Raw genomic sequence first — 24205 nt, 5'->3', positions numbered from 1 at the left:
CTCGACGACGAGGGCTACGTGCAGGTGCAGCAGCCCAGCACGCACACCGGCGTGCCCGGCGTGTTCGCCTGCGGCGACCTGGTGGACCACACCTACCGGCAGGCCATCACCGCCGCCGGGTCCGGTTGCTCCGCCGCGATCGACGCCGAGCGCTGGCTGGCGGAGAACGAGACCCCGCAGGCCGAGATCGCCTCCGAGCTGGTCGGCGGCGGCTACGGGGCCTGAGCCCCAGAACAATTCCACAGCGTGTCCCGGAACCGTGTGCGTGCGAGCGGCGCAGCCGCGAGCTAGGAAGTCCGCCCTCGCAGCTCGCACCGCCACGGGTTCGCACACGTCTCCCGCACCCTGAGCAAACCGTCCCACTTTCAACGAAAAGGGAGATGAACATGGCCGGCAACACCGTGACCGTGGACGCCGATTCCTTCAAGACCACCGTCCTGGACAGCGACAAGCCCGTGCTGGTCGACTTCTGGGCGACCTGGTGCGGCCCGTGCAAGATGGTCGCCCCGGTGCTGGAGGAGATCGCCGACGAGCACGCCGACAAGATCACCGTCGCCAAGCTCGACATCGACCAGAACCCCGGCATCTCCCGCGACTACCAGGTCATGTCGGTCCCGACCCTGCTGGTCTTCCAGAACGGCGAGCCCGTCAAGCAGATCGTCGGCGCCAAGCCGAAGGCCGCGCTGCTGTCGGACCTGTCCGACTACCTGTGATTTCGCTGTGAAGTCAACCTCGTTTTGAGGCAACCGAATAACGCGCGCCCGCCGTCTTGTCGATAGGACAGTGACGGCGGGTTCGTGCTTTCACGGGCCCCGCCGCTGCGGTGGGGCTCGTTCTCGCCGCAGCGAGGGATCATTCGTGTACGGTCCGTTGTCGCACGTCCGGCCCGGTGCTCGTAGGCCGCAGCGCCGGGGTACGGCGCACAAGGCACAATGACCCGACGGGTCCGCCAGCCGCGGACCCGCTCCGCAAACGCAGAACTCGGGAGAATCCCGACAATCCTCCGCGTCGGTCTCGCCGACGCCTGAATCGAGCGAGGAGTGCATGCAGCTGCTCCACCGCGGTGACGTCGGTCCGGCCGTTGCCGAGATCAAGAACACCCTTGCGTCGCTGGGACTGCTGCCGGCAAACGGCCGGCCAGGGCCCGCGCTCTTCGACGAAGCGGTGGAACAAGCGGTACGCGGCTTCCAGCAGCAGCGGGGCCTGATCACCGACGGAGTCGTCGGCCCGGCGACCTACCGCGCGCTGACCGACGCGCGGTGGCGCCTCGGCGACCGCTCGCTGGCATTCCTGGTGTCCAAGCCGGTCAGCGGCGACGACGTGTTCGCCCTGCAGGAGCGCCTGCTGGAGCTGGGCTACGACGCGGGCCGCCCGGACGGCATCTTCAGCGCCGAGACGGAGCAGGCGCTGCGCAGCTTCCAGCGCGACTACGGGCTCACCCCGGACGGCATCTGCGGCCCCGGCACCCTGCGCGCGCTCAAGCAGCTCGCCCCCAAGGTCCGCGGTGGCCGCCCGGTCTTCCTGCGCGAGCAGGAGAAGGTCCGGCGCGCCGGACCGCGGCTGCGCGGCAAGCGCATCGTGATCGACCCGGGCCACGGCGGCGGCGACCGCGGCGTGACCGTCGGGGACGTCTCCGAGGCCGACCTGACCTGGGACCTGGCCCGCCGGCTCGAAGGCCGGATGGTGGCCACCGGCATGGAAGCGCTGATCACGCGCGGCCCGAACGCCTGCCCGCCCGACTCGGACCGCGCCGCGTTCGCCAACGAGGCGGGCGCCGACATGTTCCTGTCGCTGCACGCCGACGCCAACCCGTCACCGGGAGCCGAGGGCGTGGCGAGCTTCCACTTCGGCACCGGCAACGGCACCACCTCGACGGTGGGGGAGGCGCTGGCCGGGTTCCTGCAGCGCGAGATCGTCGCCCGCACCGGCATGCGCGATTGCCGCACCCACCCGAAGACCTGGGACGTGCTCCGGCTGACCCGGATGCCCGCGGTCCGCATGGAGATCGGTTACCTGACCAACGAGCACGACCGCAACCGCCTGCTCGACCCGTCGTTCCGCGACGTGGTGGCCGAGGGCCTGCTGGTCGCGGTGAAGCGCCTGTACCTGCTCGGCAAGGACGACCAGCCGACCGGAACCTTCACCTTCGACGACCTCCTGCGGCACGAGCTGGCACGCGCCGAGGGCGCCTGAGAGCCTCCGAACCGCTTGGCGGCGACCAACTTGAGCGCACCGGCGCCGCCGCGGTCCCTGAGCGGCTCTCAGACGAGGACAGCCGGGTTCCGCCACCGAGCGGGGTGAGCCTGGAATCCGTCAGGCACCGCCGACGGCCGGTTCCGCCGTCTTGATGGTCACGGACGTCAGCAGGCGCTCCAGGGCCGCCTCGACGTCCTCCTTCCAGCTGATGGCAGTGCGCAGCTCCAGGCGCATGCGCGGCCACTTGGGGTGCTGGCGGACGGTCTTGAAGCCGACCTGCTGGAGGAACCCGGCCGGGATCACGCAACCGTCGGCTTCACCGGTCAGGTCGCCGAACGCCTCGACGGCCTTCACGCCGCGCCGGGTGAGGTCCTTGGCGACGTTCTGCACCAGGATGCGTCCCAGTCCGCCCTCCTCGAACTCCGTGGTCACCTTCAACGCCGTGAGCAGCACGGCGTCCGCGCTCACCGGCGCGGTGGGGAAGGACGCGGCACGCGGGACGGCGGCCGGCGGCGCGTAGATCGCGTACCCGGCCGGGACACCGTCGACGTAGATGATGCGACCGCAGGAGCCCCACTCCAGCAGGACGCTGGAGACCCAGGCCTCCTTCTCCAGCTCGGTCTCGCCGAACTCCTCCGCCTGCTCCCTGATGTGCGGCGCGAGCTCCCAGTAGACGCACCGGCGACACCGCGGGGGCAGGTGGTCGAGGTTGTCCAGCGTGATGCCGACCACGCGTCGCGACACCTGACCTCCTGGCAAGCCGCAATTGCCCGCACGCGACCACGGCGGGTTGACGCCAGAATAGGCCGCTGTCCTGCCGGACGGCTAGCTCCGCTACTCACCCGCACCGCCTCAATGGGGTGACATCCCTAATAGCAACCGAACCAAGATCCAACGGGCGGACTTCGACGACCAGCGCCAACCTGTTGTTCCACGTGAAACAACGGCCTAAAACACCCGAGAACGACAGCGAGGCGCCCGCCGTCACCAGGCACGAGCAGGGCCACCGACGAGAGACCTGTTACACAGGCGATACCGCGGAACGATAGGGCCTATAGAATCGCCCGATCGTTTGTACGAGCTGCAAACGCGCTGGTGCGCCTAACCGAAACGGGAGCGCGATATGTCGGATCAAGGAAGCCAACCGGACCAGCCTGACCACTCCGTGGACAAGGCGGCCCGCAACCTGGACGCCTACCGGGCGCGTTACGCCGAGCGGACCGCCGGGATGACCGCTTCCGAGATCCGAGCTCTCTTCGCCGTCGCCAGCCGCCCCGAGGTGGTCTCGCTGGCGGGCGGCATGCCGAACCTCGCCGCCCTTCCGCTGGACTCCCTGGCCACCGAGGTGGCCAGGCTGGTGTCCGAGGACGGGCAGGTCGCGCTGCAGTACGGCTCCGCTCACGGCGTGCCGGAACTGCGCGAGCAGATCTGCGAGGTCATGGCCCTGGAGGGGATCAGCGCCCACCCGGACGACGTGGTGGTGACCGCCGGCTCCCAGATGGGCCTGGACATGGTGACCCGCATCTTCTGCGACCCGGGCGACGTGATCCTGGCCGAGGGGCCGTCCTACGTGGGCGCGCTGGGCTCGTTCGGCGCCTACCAGGCCGAGGTCGTTCACGTCGCGATGGACGAGGACGGCCTGCAGCCGGAGGCGCTGCGCCAGGCGATCGCGGACCTGGGCAAGCAGGGCAAGCGGATCAAGTTCCTGTACACGATCCCCAACTTCCACAACCCGGGCGGCATCACGCTGGCGGTGAACCGGCGGGCGGAGATCCTGGAGATCTGCCGTCAGGCGGACATCCTCGTCGTGGAGGACAACCCGTACGGCCTGCTGGGCTTCGACGGAAAGCCGTACCCGGCGCTGCGCAGCATGGACCCGGACAACGTGGTGTACCTGGGTTCGTTCTCGAAGACCTTCGCGTCGGGCCTGCGCGTGGGCTGGGTGCTGGCCCCGCTGGCGATCAGGGAGAAGCTGGTCCTCACGGCCGAGTCGGCGACGCTGTGCCCGCCCACGTTGAACCAGATGATCGTCTCCCGCTACCTGTCGACGCACGACTGGCAGGGCCAGATCAAGATCTTCCAGGAGCAGTACCGGGAGCGCCGCGACGCGATGATGTCCGCGCTGGAGCAGCACATGCCGACGGGCTGCACGTGGACCAAGCCGGAGGGCGGCTTCTTCGTCTGGCTGACCGTGCCGGAGGGCGTGGACACGAAGGCGATGCTGCCGCGCGCGGTGACCCAACGGGTCGCCTACGTCTCGGGCACCGGCTTCTACCGGGACGGGTTCGGCAGCCGCCAGATGCGGTTGTCCTACTGCTACCCGACGCCGGAGCGGATCCGCGAGGGCGTGCGCCGGCTCGCCAACACGCTGTCCGAGGAGATGGAGCTGGTTCGCACCTTCGGTACCGTGCCGCCCAGGAGCGTGCCGGGACCGCAGGCGCCGTCGCCCGACACCGCGTGAGTTTTCCCCGTCCACACGACCGGTCCACTGCGCCTGATCAGGTGCAGTGGACCGCTACTTTTCCGAGGTGCTGAAGAGTGTCTGATCGCTGGGTTGCCGTCCTCGCCGGTGGGCTTTCGCACGAGCGCGATGTGTCGCTGCGTTCCGGCCGCCGGTTGTCCGCCGCGCTGCGCTCGGTCGGCATGACCGTCGCGGAGTGGGACGCCGATGCCCGGCTGCTGTCCCGCCTCACCGAGGAGCGGCCGGACGCGGTGGTCATCGCCCTGCACGGCGGCGAAGGGGAGAACGGCTCGGTGCAGGCCGTGCTGGACATGCTCGGCATCCCCTACGTCGGAACCGGACCGCACGCTTCCCGTCGCACCTGGGACAAGCCGACTGCGAAGGCTGAGGTGGCCCGTGCCGGGCTGACGACGCCGGACTGGGTGGCGCTGCCGCACGCGACCTTCCGCGAGCTGGGAGCGCAAGCCGTGCTGGACGCGCTCGTGAGCAAGCTCGGGTTGCCGCTGATGCTCAAGCCGGACCAGGGCGGCTCGGGACTGGGCGCCCAGGTGGTGCGCGACGCCGCGGGTCTGCCGTCGGCGATGGTGGGCGCGCTGTCCTACGGCGACGCGGTTCTCGTCGAGCGCTTCATCGAGGGGACCGAGGTCGCGATCACCGTCGTCGAGGGACCGGACGGTCCGGAGGCGCTGCCGGCCGTCGAGATCGAAGCGGCCGACGGCGTCTACGACTACACCGCTCGCTACACCGCCGGGCTGACGAACTACCGGTCCCCGGCGGACATCTCCGCCGACACCGCCGCGGCGGCGGGCGAGCTGGCGATCGCCGCGCACAAGCTGCTCGGGCTGCGCGACATCTCCCGGACGGACGCGATCATCGACACCGACGGCGTCCCGCACTTCCTCGACGCGAAGGTGTCGCCCGGACTGACCGAGACCTCGCTCCTACCGATGGCGGTCGAGGCCGCCGGGCGATCGCTGGGGGAGACCTACGCCGGACTCGTCGAGCGGGCGATCAAGCGCGGCGGGTGACTCGCGCGTTTCACGTGAAACAAAAGCGGCGGACTCCACGGAGTCCGCCGCTTTTTCGTCGATCGCCGACCGTCACCGAGATCGGCCGATTTGATCACGATCAGTAATCATCACCGTGACGTAAGGCCTCGGTGTCATTCCTCGCTGATTCCACGGCCTTCCTGACCCAAGATCAACTCTGCGATGCGCTCAAGGTCGTCGATCGACCCGTACTCGATGACGATCTTGCCCTTCCGGCTTCCACGGGACACCTTCACCTTGGTGTCGAAGTGGTTCGCGAGCCGGTCCGCCAGCCGATCGAAGCCAGGCGCCTGGATCTGCTTCTTCGCAGAGGACTTCTCCTTCGCAGGAGCCTCGGACTTCTTGAGCGTCACCTGCTCCTCGGTCGCGCGGACCGAAAGTCCCTCCGCGACGATCCGCTTCGCGAGGTCCTCCTGGTGCCCGACGTCGTCGAGGCTCAGCAGCGCGCGGGCGTGGCCGGCCGACAGCACGCCGACGGCGACCCGACGCTGGACTTCGAGGGGGAGGCGCAGCAGCCGGATGGTGTTGGTGATGACCGGACGACTCCGACCGATCCGGTCCGCGAGTTCATCGTGAGTCACGCCGAACTCGTCGAGCAGCTGCTGGTAGGCCGCCGCCTCTTCCAGCGGGTTGAGCTGCACGCGGTGGATGTTCTCCAGCAGCGCGTCCCGGAGCAGTGCGTCGTCCTTGGTCTCGCGGACGATCGCGGGGATGTACTCCAGACCGGCCAGCTGGGAGGCGCGCCACCGGCGCTCGCCCATGATCAGCTCGTACTGATCGTCCTCGATCTCGCGCACCACGATGGGCTGCATGAGCCCGAACTCGCGGATCGAGTGCTCCAACTCGTTGAGCGCTTCCTCGTCGAAGACCTGACGAGGCTGCTTCGGGTTGGGGTTGATCGATGCGATGGCGATCTCTTTGTAGACGGCACCCGCAACGGACCCCTGCGCCTCGCTCTCCGTTTCACGTGAAACGGAGGGCTCGGGCTGGGAGCCGCCGTAGGCGGGCCCACCACGCATCCCGGAGGTCGTCCCGCTCAGCGTGGCGCCATCGGCACCGGCTGGGGGAGCGCTCGGGATCAGCGCGGCGATACCGCGGCCCAGACCACCTCGTCGCTCGGTCATGCTGTCTTCCTTTCGGCACCCCGCTCCGCGATCTCTCGCGCCGCGTCCAGGTAGCTCATCGAGCCTCGTGATCCCGGATCGTAGGTCAACACAGTCTGACCGAAGCCCGGAGCTTCAGAAATCTTCACGCTACGCGGAATCACCGTCCGCAGGGTCAGGTCGCCGAAATGACCGCGCACCTCGGCGGTGACCTGATCGGCGAGCTTGGTCCGCCCGTCGTACATCGTCAGCAGGATCGTCGAGACCCACAGCGCCGGGTTGAGGTGGGACTGGACCAGCTCGATGTTGCGGAGCAGCTGTCCCAGACCCTCCAGCGCGTAGTACTCGCACTGGATCGGGATCAGCACCTCGTGCGCGGCGACCAACGCGTTCACCGTGAGCAGGCCGAGCGACGGCGGGCAGTCCACGAAGACGTAGTCGAAGTCCAACGCCTCGACCGCTTCGGCGTTCAGGGCCTCCTTCAGGCGGCCCTCGCGAGCCACCATCGTGACGAGCTCGATCTCCGAGCCGGCGAGGTCGATCGTGGCCGGGACGCAGAAGAGGTTGTCCGACTGGGTGCTCTTGGCCGCCGCGTCCGCGACGCTGATCTCACCGAGGAGCACCTCGTAGACCGAGGGGACACCACCGCGGTGCTCGACGCCCAGCGCGGTGCTCGCGTTCCCCTGCGGGTCGAGGTCGATCACCAGAACCTTGAGCCCGTGCAGCGCCAACCCGGCCGCGAGGTTCACCGTGCTCGTCGTCTTGCCGACGCCGCCCTTCTGGTTGGCCACGGTGATGATGCGCCGGTTCTTGGGGCGGGGGAGGTCCAGCTCGTCGGGGTGCAGCACGCGCGTCGCGCGCTGCGCCTCCTCCATGATCGGAGTCCAGCCGATGTCGTCCCGGCCGAAACTCATGGCGTTGGTCTCCGGGCCGGAGGGGAATCGCATGGCGCCCATCGCGCGCCCCCTTGTTTCACGTGAAACCCGACCCGCTCCGTTTTCCTCCGGATTCACCGTCCACGTTCCTTTCTCGCTCGACGTGTCTCACGACGCCGACCGGACGAGGTTCGGGCCGCCGCGACCCGCTCCACCACGACAACGGTCGTCGGCACATCGAGTACGCCGACACCGCATGATTTGACTTCGCCACGACCGCCACCGGCCGCGGCGATCGCCGCCGCATCCCGTTCGAGTTCTTCAGCCGCGCTATCGCCCTTCATGGCGAGCAGTAGGCCGTCCTGCCGCAGCAGCGGGAGAGACCACTTCGCGAGCCGTTCCATCGGCGCCACGGCGCGCGCGGTCACGACGTCCTGATCGGCAAGTCGTTCGCGCACCGGCCCCTCCTCGGCACGACCACGCACCACCTCGACGGTGAGTGCCAGCTCGGTGATGACTTCCTGCAACCACGTCACCCGCCGAGCCATCGGCTCCAGCAAGGTGAGGGTGAGATCCGGGCGAGCGATCGCCAACGGGATGCCCGGCAACCCCGCCCCAGAGCCTACGTCCACAACCCGGCTTTGAGGGGGGAGCAACTCCGCAATCACAGCAGAGTTCAGCAGATGTCTTTCCCAGAGCCGGTCCAATTCGCGTGGACCGATCAATCCGCGACGGATTCCGTGCTCGTGGAGTAACTCGGCGAACCTCTCCGCCAACTCCACTCGCTCGCCGAAAACGACCCGCGCCGCCTCGGGCGCACCTCCGGTCAAGACATTCACCCCGCTGTTTCACGTGAAACGGAAGACTTCGCGTCTAGCCTGCCGGATCGCGATCCCAAGCCGCGCACCAACCCGCTGTTTCACGTGAAACCACGCCGAACGAGTACCGGCGAGGCCAAGGACCATTCAGCCAGACCAGAGTTTCAGAACGGTTGCACCACGACTACAGCCCAGTCCGCCCAGTGGCAAACCGGTAAGTGTTCAAGTCGACAAAACGCCCCCGCCGGACCGAAGTCCGACGGGGGCGTTCAGCAGGGGAGTGGGTCAGCTCTTGAAGACGACGACCTTGCGGTTGGGCTCTTCGCCTTCGCTCTCGCTGTACACCCCATCGATCGCCGCGACGGCGTCGTGGATGATCTTCCGCTCGAACGGAGTCATCGGCCGCAGCCGAGCCTCCTGGCCGCTCTTGAGGACCTCTTCGGCGGTGGACCGGCCGATCTCGGAGAGCTCCTCGCGGCGCCCGGCCCGCCAGCCGGCGACGTCGAGCATGAGCCGGCTGCGCACGCCGGTGTCCTGCTGGACGGCGAGCCGGGTCAGCTCCTGCAGGGCTTCGAGCACCTGGCCGCGGCCACCGACGAGCTTCTCGAGGTCGGAGCCTCCGTCGATGCTCACCACCGCACGGCCGGCCTCCACGTCGAGGTCGATGTCGCCGTCGTAGTCGAGCAGGTCGAGCAGCCGCTCCAGGTAGTCGCCCGCGACGTCACCTTCCTGCACCAGCAGGGCCTCGGTGTTGGACACCTCGGGGGAGGACTCGTCGTTGGCGGGGGAGTCGGTGGCCTCGGCGACGGCCGGGCTCTCCTGCACAGTTTCAGACACTGGGTGTCTCCTCTCCAGGGGTTCGCGACGGGGTCAGCGGGTCTCGCCCGGCTTGTCCGTGTCACGAGCGCGGTCTTCGATCACCCCGGGGATCTCACCGGGTTGGTCATCGGACGCCTTCTCAGCAGTGGCCGAACCAGCAGTGGCCGAAGTCGTGCCTGCCGGGTTCGCGATCGCGGGCGCGTCAGCGGACGCAGCCTCCTCGCGATCGATCCGGCGGTACACCACTCGTTGCTGTCCCAGCGTCCAGAAGTTGTTGGCCAGCCAGTAGATCAGAATGGCCAGCGGGAGGAACGGACCACCGACGATAGCGAACATCGGGAAGATCCACAGCATCAGTTTGTTGGTCATCGCCGCCTGCGGGCTGGCGGCGGCCTCGGGGCTCTGCCGCTGCAGCGAGTGCCGGGCGGTGAAGTGCGTGGCGATCGCTGCGGCGATCATCAGCGGCACGGCGACGGTCATCATGGACAGCCGGTCGGTGCCGAACGTGGCGAGCAGCTCGGTCGGCTGGCTGAGCGTGTTGGACAGCTTCGCGCCGAACAGGTCGGCCTCGACGAAGGAGGCGACGTCGGCGGCGTTGAACACGAAGTTGCCGGGGGCGCCGGGCTTGAAGCCGTTGAGCACGTGGAAGAGACCGATGAACACCGGGACCTGCACGAGCATGGGCAGGCAGCCGGAGAGCGGGTTGAAGCCCTGCTCGGTCTGGAGCTTCTGCATCTCCGCGGCGAGCTTCTGCTTGTCGTCGCCGTGCTTCTCCTGCAACTCCCGCACCAGGGGAGCGAACTCCTGCATCTTCTTCATCGACCGGACCTGGTGCACGAACGGCTTGAACAGCAGCGCGCGCAGGGTGAATACCAGGAAGATGACCGAGAGCGCCCAAGCGAACCCGCTCGACGGTTCGAGCACGGAGCCGAAGACCTTGTGCCAGAACCAGAGGATGGCCGACACGGGGTAGTAGATGAAGTCCAGCACGCGGGCTACTCCTCGGCGGGTTTGTCGGAAAGGCGAATACCGGCTCGCCGCTCACGGGGTGGTGGGACCGGGTCCAGTCCTCCGGGGTGCCAGGGGCCACAACGCAGGAGCCTGCGGACGGTGAGCCATCCGCCGCGGAACAACCCGTGCACGGTCAGTGCCTCAACAGCGTAGGCGCTGCAGCTGGGGTAGAACCGGCACATCGGCGGCAGCAGCGGGGAGATGACCTTGCGGTAGACGTGCACCGGGCCGAGCAGGAGCCAGGCGGACAGGTGGGGTTTGCTCCCCGCACGACTTTCGTCATGCGATTCGTCATGCCGCCGATCCGGTGCCATCTCCTGCAACCCCGCCATCAACTGCTGTCCGGGCCATCGGGGTAACGGACGCGAAGCTTTTTCAACGCCGCGTCGATGTCCGTGCCGAGCTCCCGGCTGGACGCGTCCGCTGCCGGAGGCAGCGCCCGAACCACCACCAGTGTGCCAGCGGGCAGGTCCGGGAGGCGGTCTCGCATCAAGTGCCGCAGACGGCGGGCGACCCGGTGGCGCACCACCGCGACACCCACGGCCTTGCTGACGACAAAACCCACCCGGGTCGAAGCAGACGAGTCCCGGGTGGGTGCCGTATTAGCTTGAGCCTCCGGCTTGGCCTCACCACCGACCAGAGCCCGGGTCTGATCCGGGCGCAGGACGTGGACCACCAGTCGGGGACGTCCGGCCCGACGACCACGACGGACCACCAGGCGAAAGTCCTGGTTCCTGGTCAGCCGGGCTGCCGTGGGAAGCACGGCCGGACGCGATCAGGCAGACAGCTGCGCGCGGCCCCGGCGACGGCGCGTGGCCACGATGGCCCGGCCGGCGCGAGTGCGCATGCGCAGCCGGAACCCGTGCTTCCTGGCACGGCGGCGGTTGTTCGGCTGGAAAGTGCGCTTGCCCTTGCTCACGGTCGGATCTCCCGGTTACTACAGGCACCGATGGTCAGTTCGGACCACGGTTCGGTCTTGGTGTCCCCGGTTCTTCAACCCGCAGGTCCGCAGGTTACGGACCAAGAGCCGCAAGGCCGGGCGTGATGTCGGCGCGCCGACATGCCCGCTGCACAAGCGGGGGACTGTACGAGGGTACGCCAGAGCCAACAGCAGGTTCACAGCCGGGGTCGGCATCCGGCGATATCGGCCCCATAACGAAGGCGGCCAGGCCCGGCGAAGCGGGTCGCGAGGCCCGCGGAGATGTCCGCGCTGGTGATCGGGTCACCGCTCGTCGACACCGAAGAGCCTGCCACATCACGATCTCCGCGAGGCCCCGGGGACCTGCTTGTGGCTGAGGCCTCCGCTTGTTAGCGTGCCTCCCTGCGATGTCGCGGGCCGGTGGTTGGGAGCATCGGTCGGCAGTCAGGGGGAACTGACCTGGATCGCAGGGGTACTACGGCCCCAGGGGGAGACACCGGAGCGGGCTGCCGTACCTTCATACACACGCTGTGGACAACTCTGTGGACACGTGTGCCCATCGAGTCGCCCACTCGTTCCGTGGTACCCGCTACCCGTGCAACCTTGGGGGTTGGGGACCGGGGCCGCAACCGGGGAGCATCAAGCGAGGGGAGGGGAGCAGGCGGTGTCCGACCACCAAGCCGATCTCGGTCGAGTTTGGGAAGAGGTGGTGCAGGAGCTGTCCTCCGGCACTCTCTCGCCGCAGCAACGCGCGTGGATGCGGGTCACCCGCCCCATCGGGCTGCTCGACGGGACCGCGCTGCTGGCCGCTCCGAGCGATTTCGCGAAGGAAGCCATCGAACGCGCGCTGCGCGATCCGATCACCGATGCCCTCTCCCGCCGTCTCGGGCGCGACGTCTCGCTGGCCGTGAAGGTCGACACCGCGGTGCCCGCGCCGACCCGCCCGGTCGCCGCGCCCGCACCGGCACCCGCCCCGGAGACGTGGAGCCCGCGCGGTGGCGACGACCAGTCGTCCTCCAGCTACATCTCCGTTCCCGGTTACGGAGGCGACAGCTCCTTCGGGCACACGGCCCACACCGGTTCGATCGCCCACACCGGATCCATCCCGATCGTGCCCAGCAACGGTCCGCAGAGCGCTGGTTCTCCCAGCTCGGAGTCTCAGGGCAGGCACGCCGCGCCCGAGCCGAAGCCGAAGGCCGCGGACATCGACTTCCCGACGGCCGAGTTCAAGTGGCCCAACGGCGAGGTCCCGAAGCCCGCCTCGGCCAAGCCGGAACCCGAGGCGGAACCGGAGCCCGAACCCGCCGAATCCGCGTCCGAGAGCTCGGACACCTCCACCGGTTCGAGCTCGGCCGAGCCCGAAGCCGGTGAGCAGGCCGCTGACGAAGGCGTGTGGCCGACCTTCGGTCGCGGCCAGGGCGGTCAGACGATCCCGTCGGCCGAGCCGCAGCAGGGCCAGCCGTTCACGGCGCCCAAGCACGCGCCGCCGACCTCGCAGACCAGGCTCAACGCCAAGTACACCTTCGACACCTTCGTGATCGGTTCGTCGAACCGGTTCGCGCACGCTGCCGCGGTCGCCGCGGCCGAGGCACCCGCTCGGGCGTACAACCCCCTGTTCATCTGGGGCGAGTCGGGTCTCGGCAAGACGCACCTGCTGCACGCGGTCGGGCACTACACGCAACGGCTGTTCCCGGGGATGCGCGTCCGGTACGTCTCGACCGAGGAATTCACCAACGACTTCATCAACTCGCTGCGCGACGACCGGCAGGTGGCGTTCCAGCGCCGCTACCGGGACGTCGACGTGCTGCTGGTCGACGACATCCAGTTCTTGGAGGGAAAGGAAGGCACCCAGGAGGAGTTCTTCCACACCTTCAACACGCTGCACAACTCGAACAAGCAAATCGTGGTGTCCTCCGACCGGCCGCCGAAGGGGCTGCGCACGCTGGAGGACCGGCTGCGCACCCGGTTCGAGTGGGGTCTGATCACCGACATCCAGCCGCCTGAGCTGGAGACCCGGATCGCGATCCTCCGCAAGAAGGCGGCCCAGGACCGGATGAACGCGCCGGCCGACGTGCTGGAGTTCATCGCGTCCCGCATCGAGCGCAACATCCGCGAGCTGGAGGGCGCGCTGATCCGGGTCACGGCGTTCGCGTCGCTGAACCGCCAGCCCGTCGACCTGCAGCTGGCCGAGATCGTGCTGCGCGATCTGATCCCGGACTCGCAGACCCCGGAGATCACCGCGCCGACGATCATGGCGGTCACCGCGGACTACTTCGGCGTGACCATGGACGACCTCTGCGGGCCCGGCAAGACGAAGGCGCTGGCCCAGGCCCGGCAGATCGCGATGTACCTGTGCCGGGAGCTGACGGACTCGTCGCTGCCGAAGATCGGCCAGTACTTCGGCAGCCGTGACCACACCACCGTCATGTACGCCGACAAGAAGATCCGCAAGGAGATGGCCGAGCGCCGGCGCGTGTACGAACACGTCCAGGAGCTGACCGCCCGCATCAAGCAGCAGTCCCGCTGATCGACCGCACGACGCCGAGGACAACCGCCGTCCGAGTAGTTCTCGGTCCTTTCCGCACCCCGCCTGCCTGACGAAGCCGGTCAACGCGAGGCTCTGACCTGCACCTTTTCAGCGTCAGCCGCTCATTTCGCCGCTGACGGGATTTTGCGGGTCCCCTGGTGTGATTCCCTAGGCCGCACACGGCCCATCTTTCTGATATCAGGGCGTGCCCACGTCCACCCGCCGCAGCAGAAATGTTCAGGCGTTCCGGCCCGGGTTCACCCCTGCCCGCGCGCCCGCACCCGTGGCCGTCGAGGTGCTCGCGAAGGTTTCTGCTGGACCGCTCCGCCCTGATCCCGGGCGCCGAGCAGAAAGATTCGAGCCAGATCCGGTCGTCCGGCGGGGCCGCCGAACGCCTCCGCGCAAGACCTGCGCCCGGAAATCACCACTTTCAGTGTTCGTCCGGGCGCGGTGCGTGCGTCCCCGAAGATTGTCGGCAAGAACTTTTCTGCCCGGCCCCGTGGGCTTCACCTCACCGCCAGAACAAAAAACCGCCGAAGACACCAGCTGTCCACAGAAATTCAATCCCCAGGCTTGACCTGCAAATTTCCCCAGTTCATCCACAAGCTGTGCACAGCCTGCCCACATGGTTGAGGCCGGTTGCCAACAGAGTTCCCACAACTCTGCCCACAACCCGACCGGTGGAGAACGCCCAATCCACCCGGGGATGGGTACAACCTGGGGTCCGACTGTGGATGGGAGTGTGGACAACTGGGGATGGTTGTGGAAGAACTCAAGACGGTCAGAAGTTGTCCACCACCCGGCTGTCGTAGTCCCCGGTTACTTCCAGTGGCCATCCACACGCGATCACGCCACCCGACCAGCCCAAACGACAGTTGTCCCCACAACTCACAGGCCTTACTACTACTGCGGACATTTCTTCTCTTCTTAGAAAAAAAGAAAAGAGAACTAGGGGCGGTGGATAAGTGGACAACTCCCGCCTCGACGCTCGAACCGGCTCGGGCCAACAGCCACGACCCGGATGCGGAGATCGGTGAGCACGCTCTACGGTGGAACTCCCCGCAACGAGAAGCCCGGCTCGAACTCCTAGCGAAGTTCAAGCTGTTCTCGCCGCGGGATCGCTTCGCCCCCGATGCGGAGCACACCGAACCTTCCAGCCGCGCACGGCTCGACACAGTTCTCGGCAGCCGAGCCACGGCTGAAACCGAAAGGACACCCATGAAGATCCGCGTGGAGCGTGACGGTCTTGCCGACGCCGTCGCCTGGGTCGCGCGCAGCCTGCCGTCGCGGCCACCGGTTCCGGTGCTGGGCGGGGTGCTGCTCGATGCGAGTTCCGGGGAAGCGCTGACCATCTCCGGCTTCGACTACGAGGTTTCCGCCCAGGTCACCATCGACGCCTCGATCGACGCCAGCGGGAAGACCCTGGTCTCCGGGCGTCTGCTGGCGGACATCACCAAGGCGCTGCCGGCACGCCCGGTCGAGCTGACCGTCGACGGCTCCCGGGTGACCATCACCTGCGGCAGCTCGCGGTTCAGCCTGCCGACAATGCCGGTCGAGGACTACCCGGCGCTGCCGGAGATGCCCGAGCACGCCGGATCCGTGCCGACCGACCTGTTCAGCGAAGCGGTCGGCCAGGTCGCCGTGGCCGCGGGCAAGGACGACACGCTCCCGATGCTCACCGGCATCCGGATGGAGATCAACGCGGACAAGCTGACCATGGTCGCCACCGACCGGTTCCGGCTGGCGATGCGCGAGATCACCTGGGAGCCCGGCACGAGCATCGCGGACACCCAGGTGCTGGTCCCGGCCAAGACGCTGGCGGACTCCGCCAAGACGCTGGGCGCCGGTGCGAGCAAGGTCGAGATCTCGCTGGCCTCCGGCGACGGACTGCTCGGCCTGTCCGGCACGACCCGCCGGAACACCAGCCGGCTGCTGGACGCGGAGTTCCCCAAGTACCGCCAGCTGCTGCCCGCCGAGACCGCGGTGACCGCGAACATCGACGTCGGGCCGCTGGCCGAGGCGATCAAGCGAGTGTCGCTGGTGGCCGAGCGCGGCACGCAGGTCCGGTTGGAGTTCTCCGACCGCCTGCTGCGGCTGTCCGCCGGGGGCGACGACGAAGGCAGCGCCGAGGAAGAGCTCCCCATCGAGCTCGACGGCGAGGAGCTGACCATCGCGTTCAACCCGGCGTACCTGCTCGACGGACTCAGCGCGCTGAAGTCCGAGCGCGCCCAGATGCAGTTCACCACCGCCAACCGCCCGGCGCTGATCAAGCCGATCGACGACGAGGGCCAGGTCCAGGAGGGTTACCTCTACCTGTTGATGCCGGTCCGCCTGCCCGGCTGACCTCCGACGCGGCCGAGGTGGTGCGCGGCTCACATCCGGCGCACCACCCGCCCCGTCGTCCCGGTTCGTGGTCGTAGGCTCGCGCCAGATCGATTCAGCGGGTGCCATGATCCCGCAGCGCGGCCGGCCACGCGCCGACCTCCACAAGTCGACACACAGTTCGGATAGGGAGTTCCAGTGCAACTCGGGCTTGTCGGCCTCGGCCGAATGGGTTTCAACATGCGCGAGCGGCTGCGGGCCGCCGGCCACGAGGTCGTGGGGTACGACCGCAACCCGGACGTCAGCGATGCGGCGTCCGTGGCGGAGATGGTCGAGAAGCTGGCCGGTCCGCGGATCGTGTGGATCATGGTTCCGCACGGCGACCCGACCCGGCAGACCGTCGAGGAGCTGTCCGGACTGCTGTCCGCCGGTGACCTGGTGATCGAGGGCGGGAACTCCAAGTTCACCGATGACCAGGCGAATGCCGCGCTGCTGGCCGAGAACGGCATCAAGTACGTCGACGTCGGCGTGTCCGGCGGTGTCTGGGGCGCCAAGAACGGATACGGCCTGATGGCCGGCGGTGACGCCGAGGACGTCGAGCGCGCGCTGCCGATCTTCGACGCGCTGCGGCCGGAGGGTCCGCGCGACGAGGGCTTCGCGCACTCCGGTCCGGTCGGGGCCGGTCACTACGCGAAGATGGTGCACAACGGCATCGAGTACGGCCTGATGCAGGCCTACGCCGAGGGCTTCGAGCTGCTCGCCGCCTCCGACGTCGTCACCGACGTGCCCGCCACCATCAAGGCGTGGAGCAAGGGCACCGTCGTGCGCTCCTGGCTGCTCGACCTGCTGGTTCGCGCGCTCGACGAGGACCCGGAGCTGTCCGAGCTGCGCGGCTACGTGCAGGACTCGGGCGAGGGCCGGTGGACCATCGAGGAAGCGATCAACAACGCGGTCCCGGCCCCGGTCATGACCGCCGCGTTGTACGCCCGGTTCGCCTCGCGCCAGGAGGACTCGCCCGCGATGAAGGCGGTCTCGGCGCTGCGCAACCAGTTCGGCGGCCACGCGGTCCAGAAGTCCGAGGGCTGAACTCCCGGCTCCTCGTGTGGGGGCGTTTCGGCTGAAGCGTCCCCACACCGCGGGAACGTCGACGGGGAGACTTGTCGACAAATCTCCCCGTCGTTCCGCGGGTGTCCGCGCTGGTCGCGGCACGCGGACAGGCCGTCCGGCACGGTCCGGACACACCAATTCGGACGGTGCGGACGTCGCAGCCGCGGCGTCCGCGGAACCTGCCCGGCAAGAACAACTGAGTTGGATCGTCGTGTACGTGCGCCACTTGCAGGTCAACGACTTCCGGTCGTGGCCGCTCGCCGACCTCGAACTCGAACCCGGAGTCACCGTCCTGGTCGGGTCGAACGGTCAGGGCAAGACGAACCTGGTCGAGGCGATCGGCTACGTCGCCACCCTCGGATCGCACCGGGTCTCCAACGACGCACCGCTGGTCCGCTACGGAGCGGGCCGGGCGGTGGTGCGGGCCGCGGTGGTCAACAACGGCCGGGAGCTGCTGGTCGAGCTGGAGATCACCCCGGGCAAGGCCAACCGCGCCCGGATCAACCGGGGCGCGGCCGGCAAGCCCCGCGACGTGCTGGGGATCCTGCGGACCGTGCTGTTCGCACCGGAGGACCTGGCGATCGTGCGAGGTGACCCGGGCGAACGCCGCCGGTTCATGGACGACCTGCTGGTCGCGCGGGCGCCGCGCTACGCGGGGATCCGCTCCGACTACGAGCGGGTGCTCAAGCAGCGCAGCGCGCTGTTGAAGTCGGCGGGCGCCGCCCGGCGGGGTGGGGGCAAGGCGGATCTGAGCACCTTGGCGGTCTGGGACGGTCACCTCGCGCGCTACGGCGCCGAGCTGCTGGCCGGGAGGCTCTCTCTGGTGTCGGCGCTTGCCCCTCACGTGACCAGCGCATACGCGAACGTCGCGGCGACCGACGAGGCGAGCACTCCGTCCGGACGGGTCGCTGACCTGCGATATCGCAGCAGCTTGGGCGAATCGATGCCGGAGCGCTACGGGGTACCCGGGGGCCCGGAGATCCCGTGGGACGAGGCTGTGCCGGAGCTGGAGGCCGCTCTGCTCGCGGAGCTGGAGCGCGTCCGACCGCAGGAGATCGAGCGCGGCGTGTCGATGGTCGGCCCGCACCGCGATGACCTGGACCTGCTGCTCGGCGAGCTGCCCGCGAAGGGTTATGCCAGTCACGGTGAATCGTGGTCGTTCGTCCTGGCGTTGCGGCTGGCTTCTTACCACCTGCTCACAGAGGATGGCGCCGAACCGGTGTTGATCCTGGACGACGTGTTCGCCGAGCTCGACCGCCGCAGGCGGTCCCGGCTCGCCGCGCTCGTCTCGGGGGCCGAGCAGGTCCTGGTGACGGCCGCGGTCGGCGAGGACGTCCCGGAGGAGCTCACCGGCGCCCGATTCGACGTCCGGGAAGGTGAGGTGCACCGTGCCGCCTGACGGAAACGGACGAAAAACTTCACGCAGAGTGACCGCGACCACGGATCAATCCGTGGAACTACCCACATCTGGGGATAACTCTGTGGATGGTGTGGATAACTCCGCGCCCGTTCGCGGCTCCGACGGCGCCGCCCTGCCCGAGGACAAAGTGCCAGGTCAGGGGATCGACGGCAGCGAGCTGGCCGGGCCGGACCTGGCTCGTGCGGCGCTGCAGTCGGCGCGCGAGCAGTCCGCAGCCAAGCGCAAGGCGATGGGCAAACCCGGCAAGCCGGGCAAGCTCCGCACCCGCAGGCGTCGTGGCTGGACCGGTGCCGGACCCGATGACCGGGACCCGCAGCCGCTGGGCAGGCTCGCCGCGCGGATCGCCGCGGAGCACGGCTGGACCGAGCACCTCTCCGGTGGTCAGGTCTTCGCCAAGTGGGATTCGCTGGTCGGCGGGGAGATCGCCGAGCACACCAAGCCGCTGCAGCTCAAGGACTGCGAGCTCACGGTGCAGGCGCAGTCCACGGCGTGGGCCACGCAGCTGCGGCTGCTCCAGCGGCAGATCCTCAAGCGGATCAGCGACGGGGTGGGGCCCGGCGTGGTCAAGCGGATCAAGGTGCAGGGACCTGCGGCTCCGAGCTGGCGACACGGTCCGCGACACATCTCCGGGCGCGGACCGCGAGACACCTACGGCTAGTAATCTGCGAGCTGCGGACCGTCGAGGTGCGGGTCCACTCGCAGGTGAGGGTCGCCGGGCGGCCGATCGCCGCAGAGAATTCCGAGCGGGCGCTCACGGCTCTCCGATGGTGGATTGATCCGAGTTCTCGACTCTGTGAGCAAGCTAGGGGCGTCCTTGCCCCACTTCTGCGGCGGGGGACCAGTAGAATCAAGGCGGGTGTGACCCGACGCGCTCCCCGGTCGTTAGTGGCGAGGGGTCCGGACCGGGCCGCGCCGGGGTGCGGCGCCGGCAGCCGAGTCGCCCCGAAGTGGTCGTAGAGGTGCGCCGGAGCCGGTAACCAGGCCGGCATCGACCGATCACCGTGACAGCACAGTCGGCTTGAGGAGAAATCGAGGCCCGTGGCACCGAAGAAGAGCGAATACAACGCTTCATCCATCACCGTTCTTGAGGGCCTTGAGGCCGTCCGCAAGCGTCCCGGCATGTACATCGGTTCCACCGGTGAGCGCGGCCTGCACCACCTGGTGTGGGAGGTCGTGGACAACTCGGTCGACGAGGCGATGGCCGGGTACGCCTCCAAGGTCGAGGTCACCCTGCTCGCCGACGGCGGCGTGCGGGTCAGCGACGACGGCCGAGGCATCCCGGTCGACATGCACCCGGTCGAGAAGAAGCCGACCCTCGAGGTCGTGCTGACCGTGCTGCACGCGGGCGGCAAGTTCGGCGGCGACTCCTACGCCGTTTCCGGTGGTCTGCACGGCGTGGGCGTGTCGGTGGTCAACGCGCTGTCGACCGTGCTCGAGGCGGAGATCCACGTCGACGGCCACGTGTGGCGGCAGCGCTACGAGGACTCCAAGCCCGCCGCCGACATCGAGCGCGGGGAGAAGACCAGCAAGACCGGCACCACCATCACGTTCTGGGCCGACCCGACGATCTTCGAGACCACCCACTACAACGCGGAGACGGTCTCCCGCCGGCTGCAGGAGATGGCCTTCCTGAACAAGGGCCTGACCATCGTCCTGCGCGACGAGCGCACGGCCGAGGCGGAGGAGGGCGGTGAGGACGCCCAGGGCGCCACCGCCAAGATCACCGAGCGCACCTACCACTACCCGGGTGGGCTCGAGGACTTCGTCAAGCACATCAACGCGACGAAGGAGCCGATCCACAAGAAGGTCGTCGCCTTCAACGCCTCCGGCAACGGGCACGAGCTCGAGGTCGCGCTGCAGTGGAACTCCGGCTTCAACCAGTCGGTGTATACGTTCGCCAACACGATCAACACGCACGAGGGCGGTACCCACGAGGAGGGCTTCCGGTCCGCGCTGACCCGCGTGGTCAACGCCTACGCCAAGGACAAGAAGCTCCTCAAGGACAAGGACGGCAGCCTCACCGGTGACGACGTCCGCGAAGGTCTCGCCGCGATCGTGTCGGTGAAGGTCCGCGAGCCGCAGTTCGAGGGCCAGACGAAGACCAAGCTGGGCAACACCGAGGTCAAGTCGTTCGTGCAGACCACCGCCTTCGAGTGGCTGACCGACTGGTTCGAGCGCAACCCCGCCGACGCGAAGACGATCGTGAACAAGGCGGTCTCCTCGGCGCAGGCGCGGATGGCAGCGCGCAAGGCGAAGGAGCTGGTCCGCCGCAAGAGCGCGATGGACATCGGCGGCCTGCCGGGCAAGCTCAAGGACTGCCAGTCCAACCAGCCCGACGAGTGCGAGCTCTACATCGTGGAGGGTGACTCCGCGGGTGGCTCGGCCAAGGAAGGTCGCGAGTCGCGCTTCCAGGCGATCCTGCCGCTGCGAGGCAAGATCATCAACGTGGAGAAGTCGCGGATCGACAAGGTCCTCAAGAACAACGAGGTCCAGGCGATCATCACCGCGCTGGGCACCGGCATCCACGACGAGTTCGACCTGTCGAAGCTGCGGTACCACAAGATCGTGCTGATGGCCGACGCCGACGTCGACGGCCAGCACATCCGGACCCTGCTGCTGACCCTGCTGTTCCGGTTCATGCGCCCGCTGATCGAGAACGGTCACGTGTTCCTCGCGCAGCCGCCGCTGTACAAGATCAAGTGGCCGCGCGCCGAGCCGGAGTACGCCTACAGCGACAAGGAGCGCGACGCGCTGCTCGCCCAGGGCGCGGCCGCCGGGCGGAAGCTGCCCAAGGACGACGGCATCCAGCGCTACAAGGGTCTCGGCGAGATGAACGCCGACGAGCTCTGGGAAACCACGATGAACCCCGAGTCCCGGCTGCTGCTGCAGGTGTCGCTGGACGACGCGGCGACCGCGGACGAGCTGTTCAGCGTGCTGATGGGCGAGGACGTCGAAGCCCGGCGCTCGTTCATCACCCGCAACGCCAAGGACGCCGGCTTCCTCGACGTGTGATCGACGCGCAGGTCAACCAGCGAACTCTCCGAACTAGCAAGGGAAGAGCATGACGGAAATCCTGCCGCCGGAACACGGTCGGATCGAACCGGTCGAACTCCAGCAGGAGATGCAGAACTCCTACATCAACTACGCGATGAGCGTGATCGTCGCGCGCGCCCTGCCGGACGTGCGCGACGGCCTCAAGCCGGTGCACCGGCGCGTGCTCTACGCGATGTACGACTCGGGCTTCCGGCCGGACCGCGGTTACGTGAAGTGCTCCCGCGTCGTCGGCGACGTGATGGGCAACTACCACCCGCACGGTGACTCGGCGATCTACGACACCCTGGTCCGCCTGGCCCAGCCGTGGTCGATGCGCCACCCGCTGATCGACGGTCAGGGCAACTTCGGCTCGCCGGGCAACGACCCGGCCGCGGCCATGCGGTACACCGAGTCGCGGCTGGCCCCGTTGGCGATGCACATGCTCGCCGACATCGAAGAGGACACCGTCGACTTCTCCGACAACTACGACGGGCGCACCCAGGAGCCCGACGTGTTGCCGTCGCGGTTCCCGAACCTGCTGGTCAACGGCGGTGGCGGTATCGCCGTGGGCATGGCGACCAACATCCCGCCGCACAACCTGCGCGAGGTGGCCGACGGCGTCGTGTGGGCGCTGGAGCACCCCGAGGCCGAGGACGAGGAGCTCCTCGAAGCCCTCATGGAGCGGATCAAGGGCCCTGACTTCCCGACCCGCGCCCTGGTCCTCGGCACCAACGCGATCGCGGACGCCTACCGCACCGGCCGCGGCTCCATCAAGATGCGCGCCGTCGTGGCCGTCGAGGAGGACAGCAAGGGACGCACCACTCTGGTCGTCACCGAGCTGCCGTACCAGGTCAACCCGGACAACCTCATCGAGAACATCGCCTCGATGCACCGGGAAGGCAAGATCTCCGGCATCTCCGACATCGCCGACGAGTCCAACAGCCGGCGCGGCATGCGGATCGTGGTCACCCTCAAGCGGGACGCGATCCCGAAGGTGGTGCTCAACAACCTCTACAAGCACACCCAGCTGCAGACGACCTTCGGCGTCAACATGCTGGCCCTGGTCGACGGCGTGCCGCGCACGCTGCGGCTCGACCAGACGATCCGGTACTACGTCAAGCACCAGATCGAGGTCATCGTCCGCCGGACGAAGTACCGGCTGCGCAAGGCCGAGGAGCGCGCCCACATCCTGCGCGGTCTGGTCAAGGCGCTGGACATGCTCGACGAGGTCATCGCGCTGATCCGCCGCTCGCCGACGGTCGACGACGCGCGCACCGGCCTGATCGAGCTGCTCGACGTCGACGAGGTCCAGGCGAACGCGATCCTGGAGATGCAGCTGCGCCGCCTGGCCGCCCTGGAGCGCCAGAAGATCGTCGACCAGCTGGCCGAGATCGAGCGGGAGATCGAGGACCTCAAGGACATCCTCGACAAGCCCGAGCGGCAGCGGCAGATCATCCGCGACGAGCTGATGGAGATCGTCGACAAGTACGGCGACGACCGCCGCACCAAGATCGTCCCGTTCGAGGGCGAGGTCTCCATGGAGGACCTCATCGCCGACGAGGACGTGGTCGTCACGATCACCCGCACCGGCTACGCCAAGCGCACCCGCACCGACCTGTACCGGGCGCAGAAGCGCGGTGGCAAGGGAGTGCAGGGAGCGGCGCTGAAGCAGGACGACATCGTGTCGCACTTCTTCGTCTGCTCCACGCACGACTGGATCCTGTTCTTCACCAACAAGGGCCGGGTCTACCGGGCCAAGGCCTACGAGCTGCCCGAGGCCAACCGGACCGCTCGCGGTCAGCACGTGGCCAACCTGCTGGCGTTCCAGCCGGACGAGCAGATCGCCCAGGTCATGCAGATCAAGGACTACACCGCGGCGCCGTACCTGGTGCTGGCGACCAAGAACGGTCTGGTCAAGAAGTCCCGTTTGACGGACTTCGATTCCAACCGATCGGGTGGTCTTATCGGCGTGAACCTGAAGGACGAGGACGAACTCGTCGGCGCGGTGCTCTGCTCGGCCGACGACGACCTGCTGCTGGTGTCGGCGGAAGGCCAGTCGATCAGGTTCCACGCCTCCGACGACGCGCTCCGGCCGATGGGCCGGGCCACCTCAGGTGTGCTGGGCATGCGCTTCAACGACGGTGACGAGCTGCTCGCGATGGGCGTGTGCCGCGAAGACCGGTACGTCCTGGTCGCGACTGCCGGCGGTTACGCGAAGCGGACTCCCATCGAGGACTACCCGGTCCAGGGCCGCGGCGGAAAGGGAGTGCTGACTCTTCAGTACGACCGCAAACGTGGCAGGCTTGTGGGGGCGCAGATCGTCGAGCTGGAGGACGAGCTCTACGCCATCACCTCTGCGGGCGGGGTCATCCGCACCACTGCCAAGGAGGTGCGCAAGGCCGGTCGGCAGACGAAGGGGGTTCGCCTGATGAACCTCGACGAGGGCTCGACCCTGCTGGCCGTGGCGCGCAACGCCGACGAGGCAGCGGATCCGGACGCCGCACCGGAGCCCAAGCAGGCGTGACCGCAGCGCCGATCAACTGAA

At 68.2% G+C, this 24205-nt stretch carries 20 protein-coding genes and 1 pseudogene; 12 read left to right on the top strand and 9 right to left on the bottom strand.

Annotated elements, in window-relative coordinates:
- From AB0J91_RS29085 to AB0J91_RS29075, 3 genes and pseudogenes are all read left to right on the top strand, one after another.
- A pseudogene (locus AB0J91_RS29085) lies at positions 1–225 on the top strand (thioredoxin-disulfide reductase); the annotation flags it as partial.
- A 161-nt stretch (positions 226–386) separates the two neighbouring features.
- Positions 387–713 (top strand): thioredoxin, encoded by a 327-nt coding sequence (gene trxA, locus AB0J91_RS29080; protein WP_363875118.1) that lies wholly within the window; start codon positions 387–389, stop codon positions 711–713.
- 331 nt (positions 714–1044) lie between these two features.
- The gene (locus tag AB0J91_RS29075; protein ID WP_132677506.1) at positions 1045–2193 is read left to right on the top strand and encodes an N-acetylmuramoyl-L-alanine amidase; all 1149 of its coding nucleotides are present in this window, start codon (positions 1045–1047) and stop codon (positions 2191–2193) included.
- Positions 2194–2313: 120 nt separating this feature from the next.
- Here the strand turns inward: AB0J91_RS29075 and AB0J91_RS29070 are convergent, their stop codons facing one another.
- Complete coding sequence (locus tag AB0J91_RS29070; RefSeq protein WP_363785374.1) at positions 2314–2940, bottom strand: GNAT family N-acetyltransferase; 627 nt, start codon at positions 2938–2940, stop codon at positions 2314–2316.
- Positions 2941–3319: 379 nt separating this feature from the next.
- Between AB0J91_RS29070 and AB0J91_RS29065 the strand changes: the two genes are divergently transcribed.
- The gene (locus AB0J91_RS29065; protein WP_363875115.1) at positions 3320–4657 is read left to right on the top strand and encodes a PLP-dependent aminotransferase family protein; all 1338 of its coding nucleotides are present in this window, start codon (positions 3320–3322) and stop codon (positions 4655–4657) included.
- A gap of 77 nt (positions 4658–4734) precedes the next feature.
- A complete protein-coding gene (locus tag AB0J91_RS29060) occupies positions 4735–5685 on the top strand; it encodes a D-alanine--D-alanine ligase (protein WP_363875112.1) in 951 nt (316 codons plus the stop codon).
- 134 nt (positions 5686–5819) lie between these two features.
- Here the strand turns inward: AB0J91_RS29060 and AB0J91_RS29055 are convergent, their stop codons facing one another.
- The 8 genes from AB0J91_RS29055 to rpmH all read right to left on the bottom strand — a co-directional run bounded on the left by AB0J91_RS29055 (position 5820) and on the right by rpmH (position 11251).
- Entirely contained in the window at positions 5820–6830 is a 1011-nt protein-coding gene (locus AB0J91_RS29055) for a ParB/RepB/Spo0J family partition protein (RefSeq protein ID WP_363785368.1), read from the bottom strand.
- Positions 6827–7756: a ParA family protein gene (locus AB0J91_RS29050; protein WP_363786339.1), complete on the bottom strand. Its 930-nt coding sequence runs from the start codon at positions 7754–7756 to the stop codon at positions 6827–6829. Before AB0J91_RS29050 ends, AB0J91_RS29055 begins: the two co-directional genes overlap by 4 nt.
- Positions 7757–7818: 62 nt before the next feature.
- Positions 7819–8514, bottom strand: a complete 696-nt coding sequence (gene rsmG, locus AB0J91_RS29045) for a 16S rRNA (guanine(527)-N(7))-methyltransferase RsmG (protein ID WP_132677511.1) — start codon at positions 8512–8514, stop codon at positions 7819–7821.
- A gap of 273 nt (positions 8515–8787) precedes the next feature.
- Positions 8788–9261 (bottom strand): R3H domain-containing nucleic acid-binding protein, encoded by a 474-nt coding sequence (locus tag AB0J91_RS29040; RefSeq protein ID WP_235876940.1) that lies wholly within the window; start codon positions 9259–9261, stop codon positions 8788–8790.
- Between the two features lie 111 nt (positions 9262–9372).
- A complete protein-coding gene (gene yidC, locus AB0J91_RS29035; protein ID WP_363875109.1) occupies positions 9373–10311 on the bottom strand; it encodes a membrane protein insertase YidC in 939 nt (312 codons plus the stop codon).
- A 5-nt stretch (positions 10312–10316) separates the two neighbouring features.
- Positions 10317–10664, bottom strand: coding sequence for a membrane protein insertion efficiency factor YidD (gene yidD, locus AB0J91_RS29030; protein WP_363875106.1), 348 nt, complete (start codon positions 10662–10664; stop codon positions 10317–10319).
- Positions 10664–11095 carry a ribonuclease P protein component gene (rnpA, locus tag AB0J91_RS29025; protein ID WP_363875103.1) on the bottom strand — a complete coding sequence of 144 codons (432 nt, stop codon included), beginning with the start codon at positions 11093–11095 and terminating at the stop codon, positions 10664–10666. Before rnpA ends, yidD begins: the two co-directional genes overlap by 1 nt.
- A 12-nt stretch (positions 11096–11107) precedes the next feature.
- Positions 11108–11251 carry a 50S ribosomal protein L34 gene (rpmH, locus tag AB0J91_RS29020; RefSeq protein ID WP_132626978.1) on the bottom strand — a complete coding sequence of 48 codons (144 nt, stop codon included), beginning with the start codon at positions 11249–11251 and terminating at the stop codon, positions 11108–11110.
- A gap of 664 nt (positions 11252–11915) precedes the next feature.
- Here rpmH and dnaA point away from each other — a divergent pair.
- From dnaA to gyrA, 7 genes are all read left to right on the top strand, one after another.
- The gene (gene dnaA, locus AB0J91_RS29015; protein WP_363875100.1) at positions 11916–13778 is read left to right on the top strand and encodes a chromosomal replication initiator protein DnaA; all 1863 of its coding nucleotides are present in this window, start codon (positions 11916–11918) and stop codon (positions 13776–13778) included.
- Positions 13779–14996: 1218 nt separating this feature from the next.
- Positions 14997–16121 carry a DNA polymerase III subunit beta gene (gene dnaN, locus AB0J91_RS29010; protein ID WP_363875097.1) on the top strand — a complete coding sequence of 375 codons (1125 nt, stop codon included), beginning with the start codon at positions 14997–14999 and terminating at the stop codon, positions 16119–16121.
- Positions 16122–16298: 177 nt separating this feature from the next.
- Positions 16299–17186: a phosphogluconate dehydrogenase (NAD(+)-dependent, decarboxylating) gene (gene gnd, locus AB0J91_RS29005; RefSeq protein WP_363875094.1), complete on the top strand. Its 888-nt coding sequence runs from the start codon at positions 16299–16301 to the stop codon at positions 17184–17186.
- Positions 17187–17418: 232 nt separating this feature from the next.
- On the top strand, positions 17419–18606 hold the full coding sequence (gene recF, locus AB0J91_RS29000; protein WP_363785352.1) for a DNA replication/repair protein RecF: 1188 nt from the start codon (positions 17419–17421) through the stop codon (positions 18604–18606).
- Between the two features lie 133 nt (positions 18607–18739).
- Positions 18740–19285, top strand: a complete 546-nt coding sequence (locus AB0J91_RS28995; protein WP_363786334.1) for a DciA family protein — start codon at positions 18740–18742, stop codon at positions 19283–19285.
- Positions 19286–19665: 380 nt separating this feature from the next.
- Positions 19666–21639: a DNA topoisomerase (ATP-hydrolyzing) subunit B gene (gene gyrB, locus AB0J91_RS28990; protein ID WP_363875091.1), complete on the top strand. Its 1974-nt coding sequence runs from the start codon at positions 19666–19668 to the stop codon at positions 21637–21639.
- Between the two features lie 49 nt (positions 21640–21688).
- Entirely contained in the window at positions 21689–24184 is a 2496-nt protein-coding gene (gene gyrA, locus AB0J91_RS28985) for a DNA gyrase subunit A (RefSeq protein ID WP_363785347.1), read from the top strand.
- The last annotated feature ends 21 nt before the right edge of the window (positions 24185–24205 follow it).

This window comes from Saccharopolyspora sp. NPDC049357, from assembly GCF_040677225.1.
In the GTDB taxonomy this organism is placed as follows: domain Bacteria; phylum Actinomycetota; class Actinomycetes; order Mycobacteriales; family Pseudonocardiaceae; genus Saccharopolyspora.
The sequence above is the reverse complement of the archived record's forward strand: the minus strand, read 5'-3'. Positions and strand labels throughout refer to the sequence as shown.

Bases quoted from the DNA above. Each gene is read 5' to 3' on its own strand.
- trxA (WP_363875118.1), top strand. From the start codon at position 387: ATGGCCGGCAACACCGTGACCGTGGACGCCGATTCCTTCAAGACCACC.
- AB0J91_RS29075 (WP_132677506.1), top strand. From the start codon at position 1,045: ATGCAGCTGCTCCACCGCGGTGACGTCGGTCCGGCCGTTGCCGAGATC.
- AB0J91_RS29065 (WP_363875115.1), top strand. From the start codon at position 3,320: ATGTCGGATCAAGGAAGCCAACCGGACCAGCCTGACCACTCCGTGGAC.
- AB0J91_RS29055 (WP_363785368.1), bottom strand. From the start codon at position 6,830: ATGACCGAGCGACGAGGTGGTCTGGGCCGCGGTATCGCCGCGCTGATC.
- AB0J91_RS29050 (WP_363786339.1), bottom strand. From the start codon at position 7,756: ATGCGATTCCCCTCCGGCCCGGAGACCAACGCCATGAGTTTCGGCCGG.
- yidD (WP_363875106.1), bottom strand. From the start codon at position 10,664: ATGGCGGGGTTGCAGGAGATGGCACCGGATCGGCGGCATGACGAATCG.
- dnaN (WP_363875097.1), top strand. From the start codon at position 14,997: ATGAAGATCCGCGTGGAGCGTGACGGTCTTGCCGACGCCGTCGCCTGG.
- gyrA (WP_363785347.1), top strand. From the start codon at position 21,689: ATGACGGAAATCCTGCCGCCGGAACACGGTCGGATCGAACCGGTCGAA.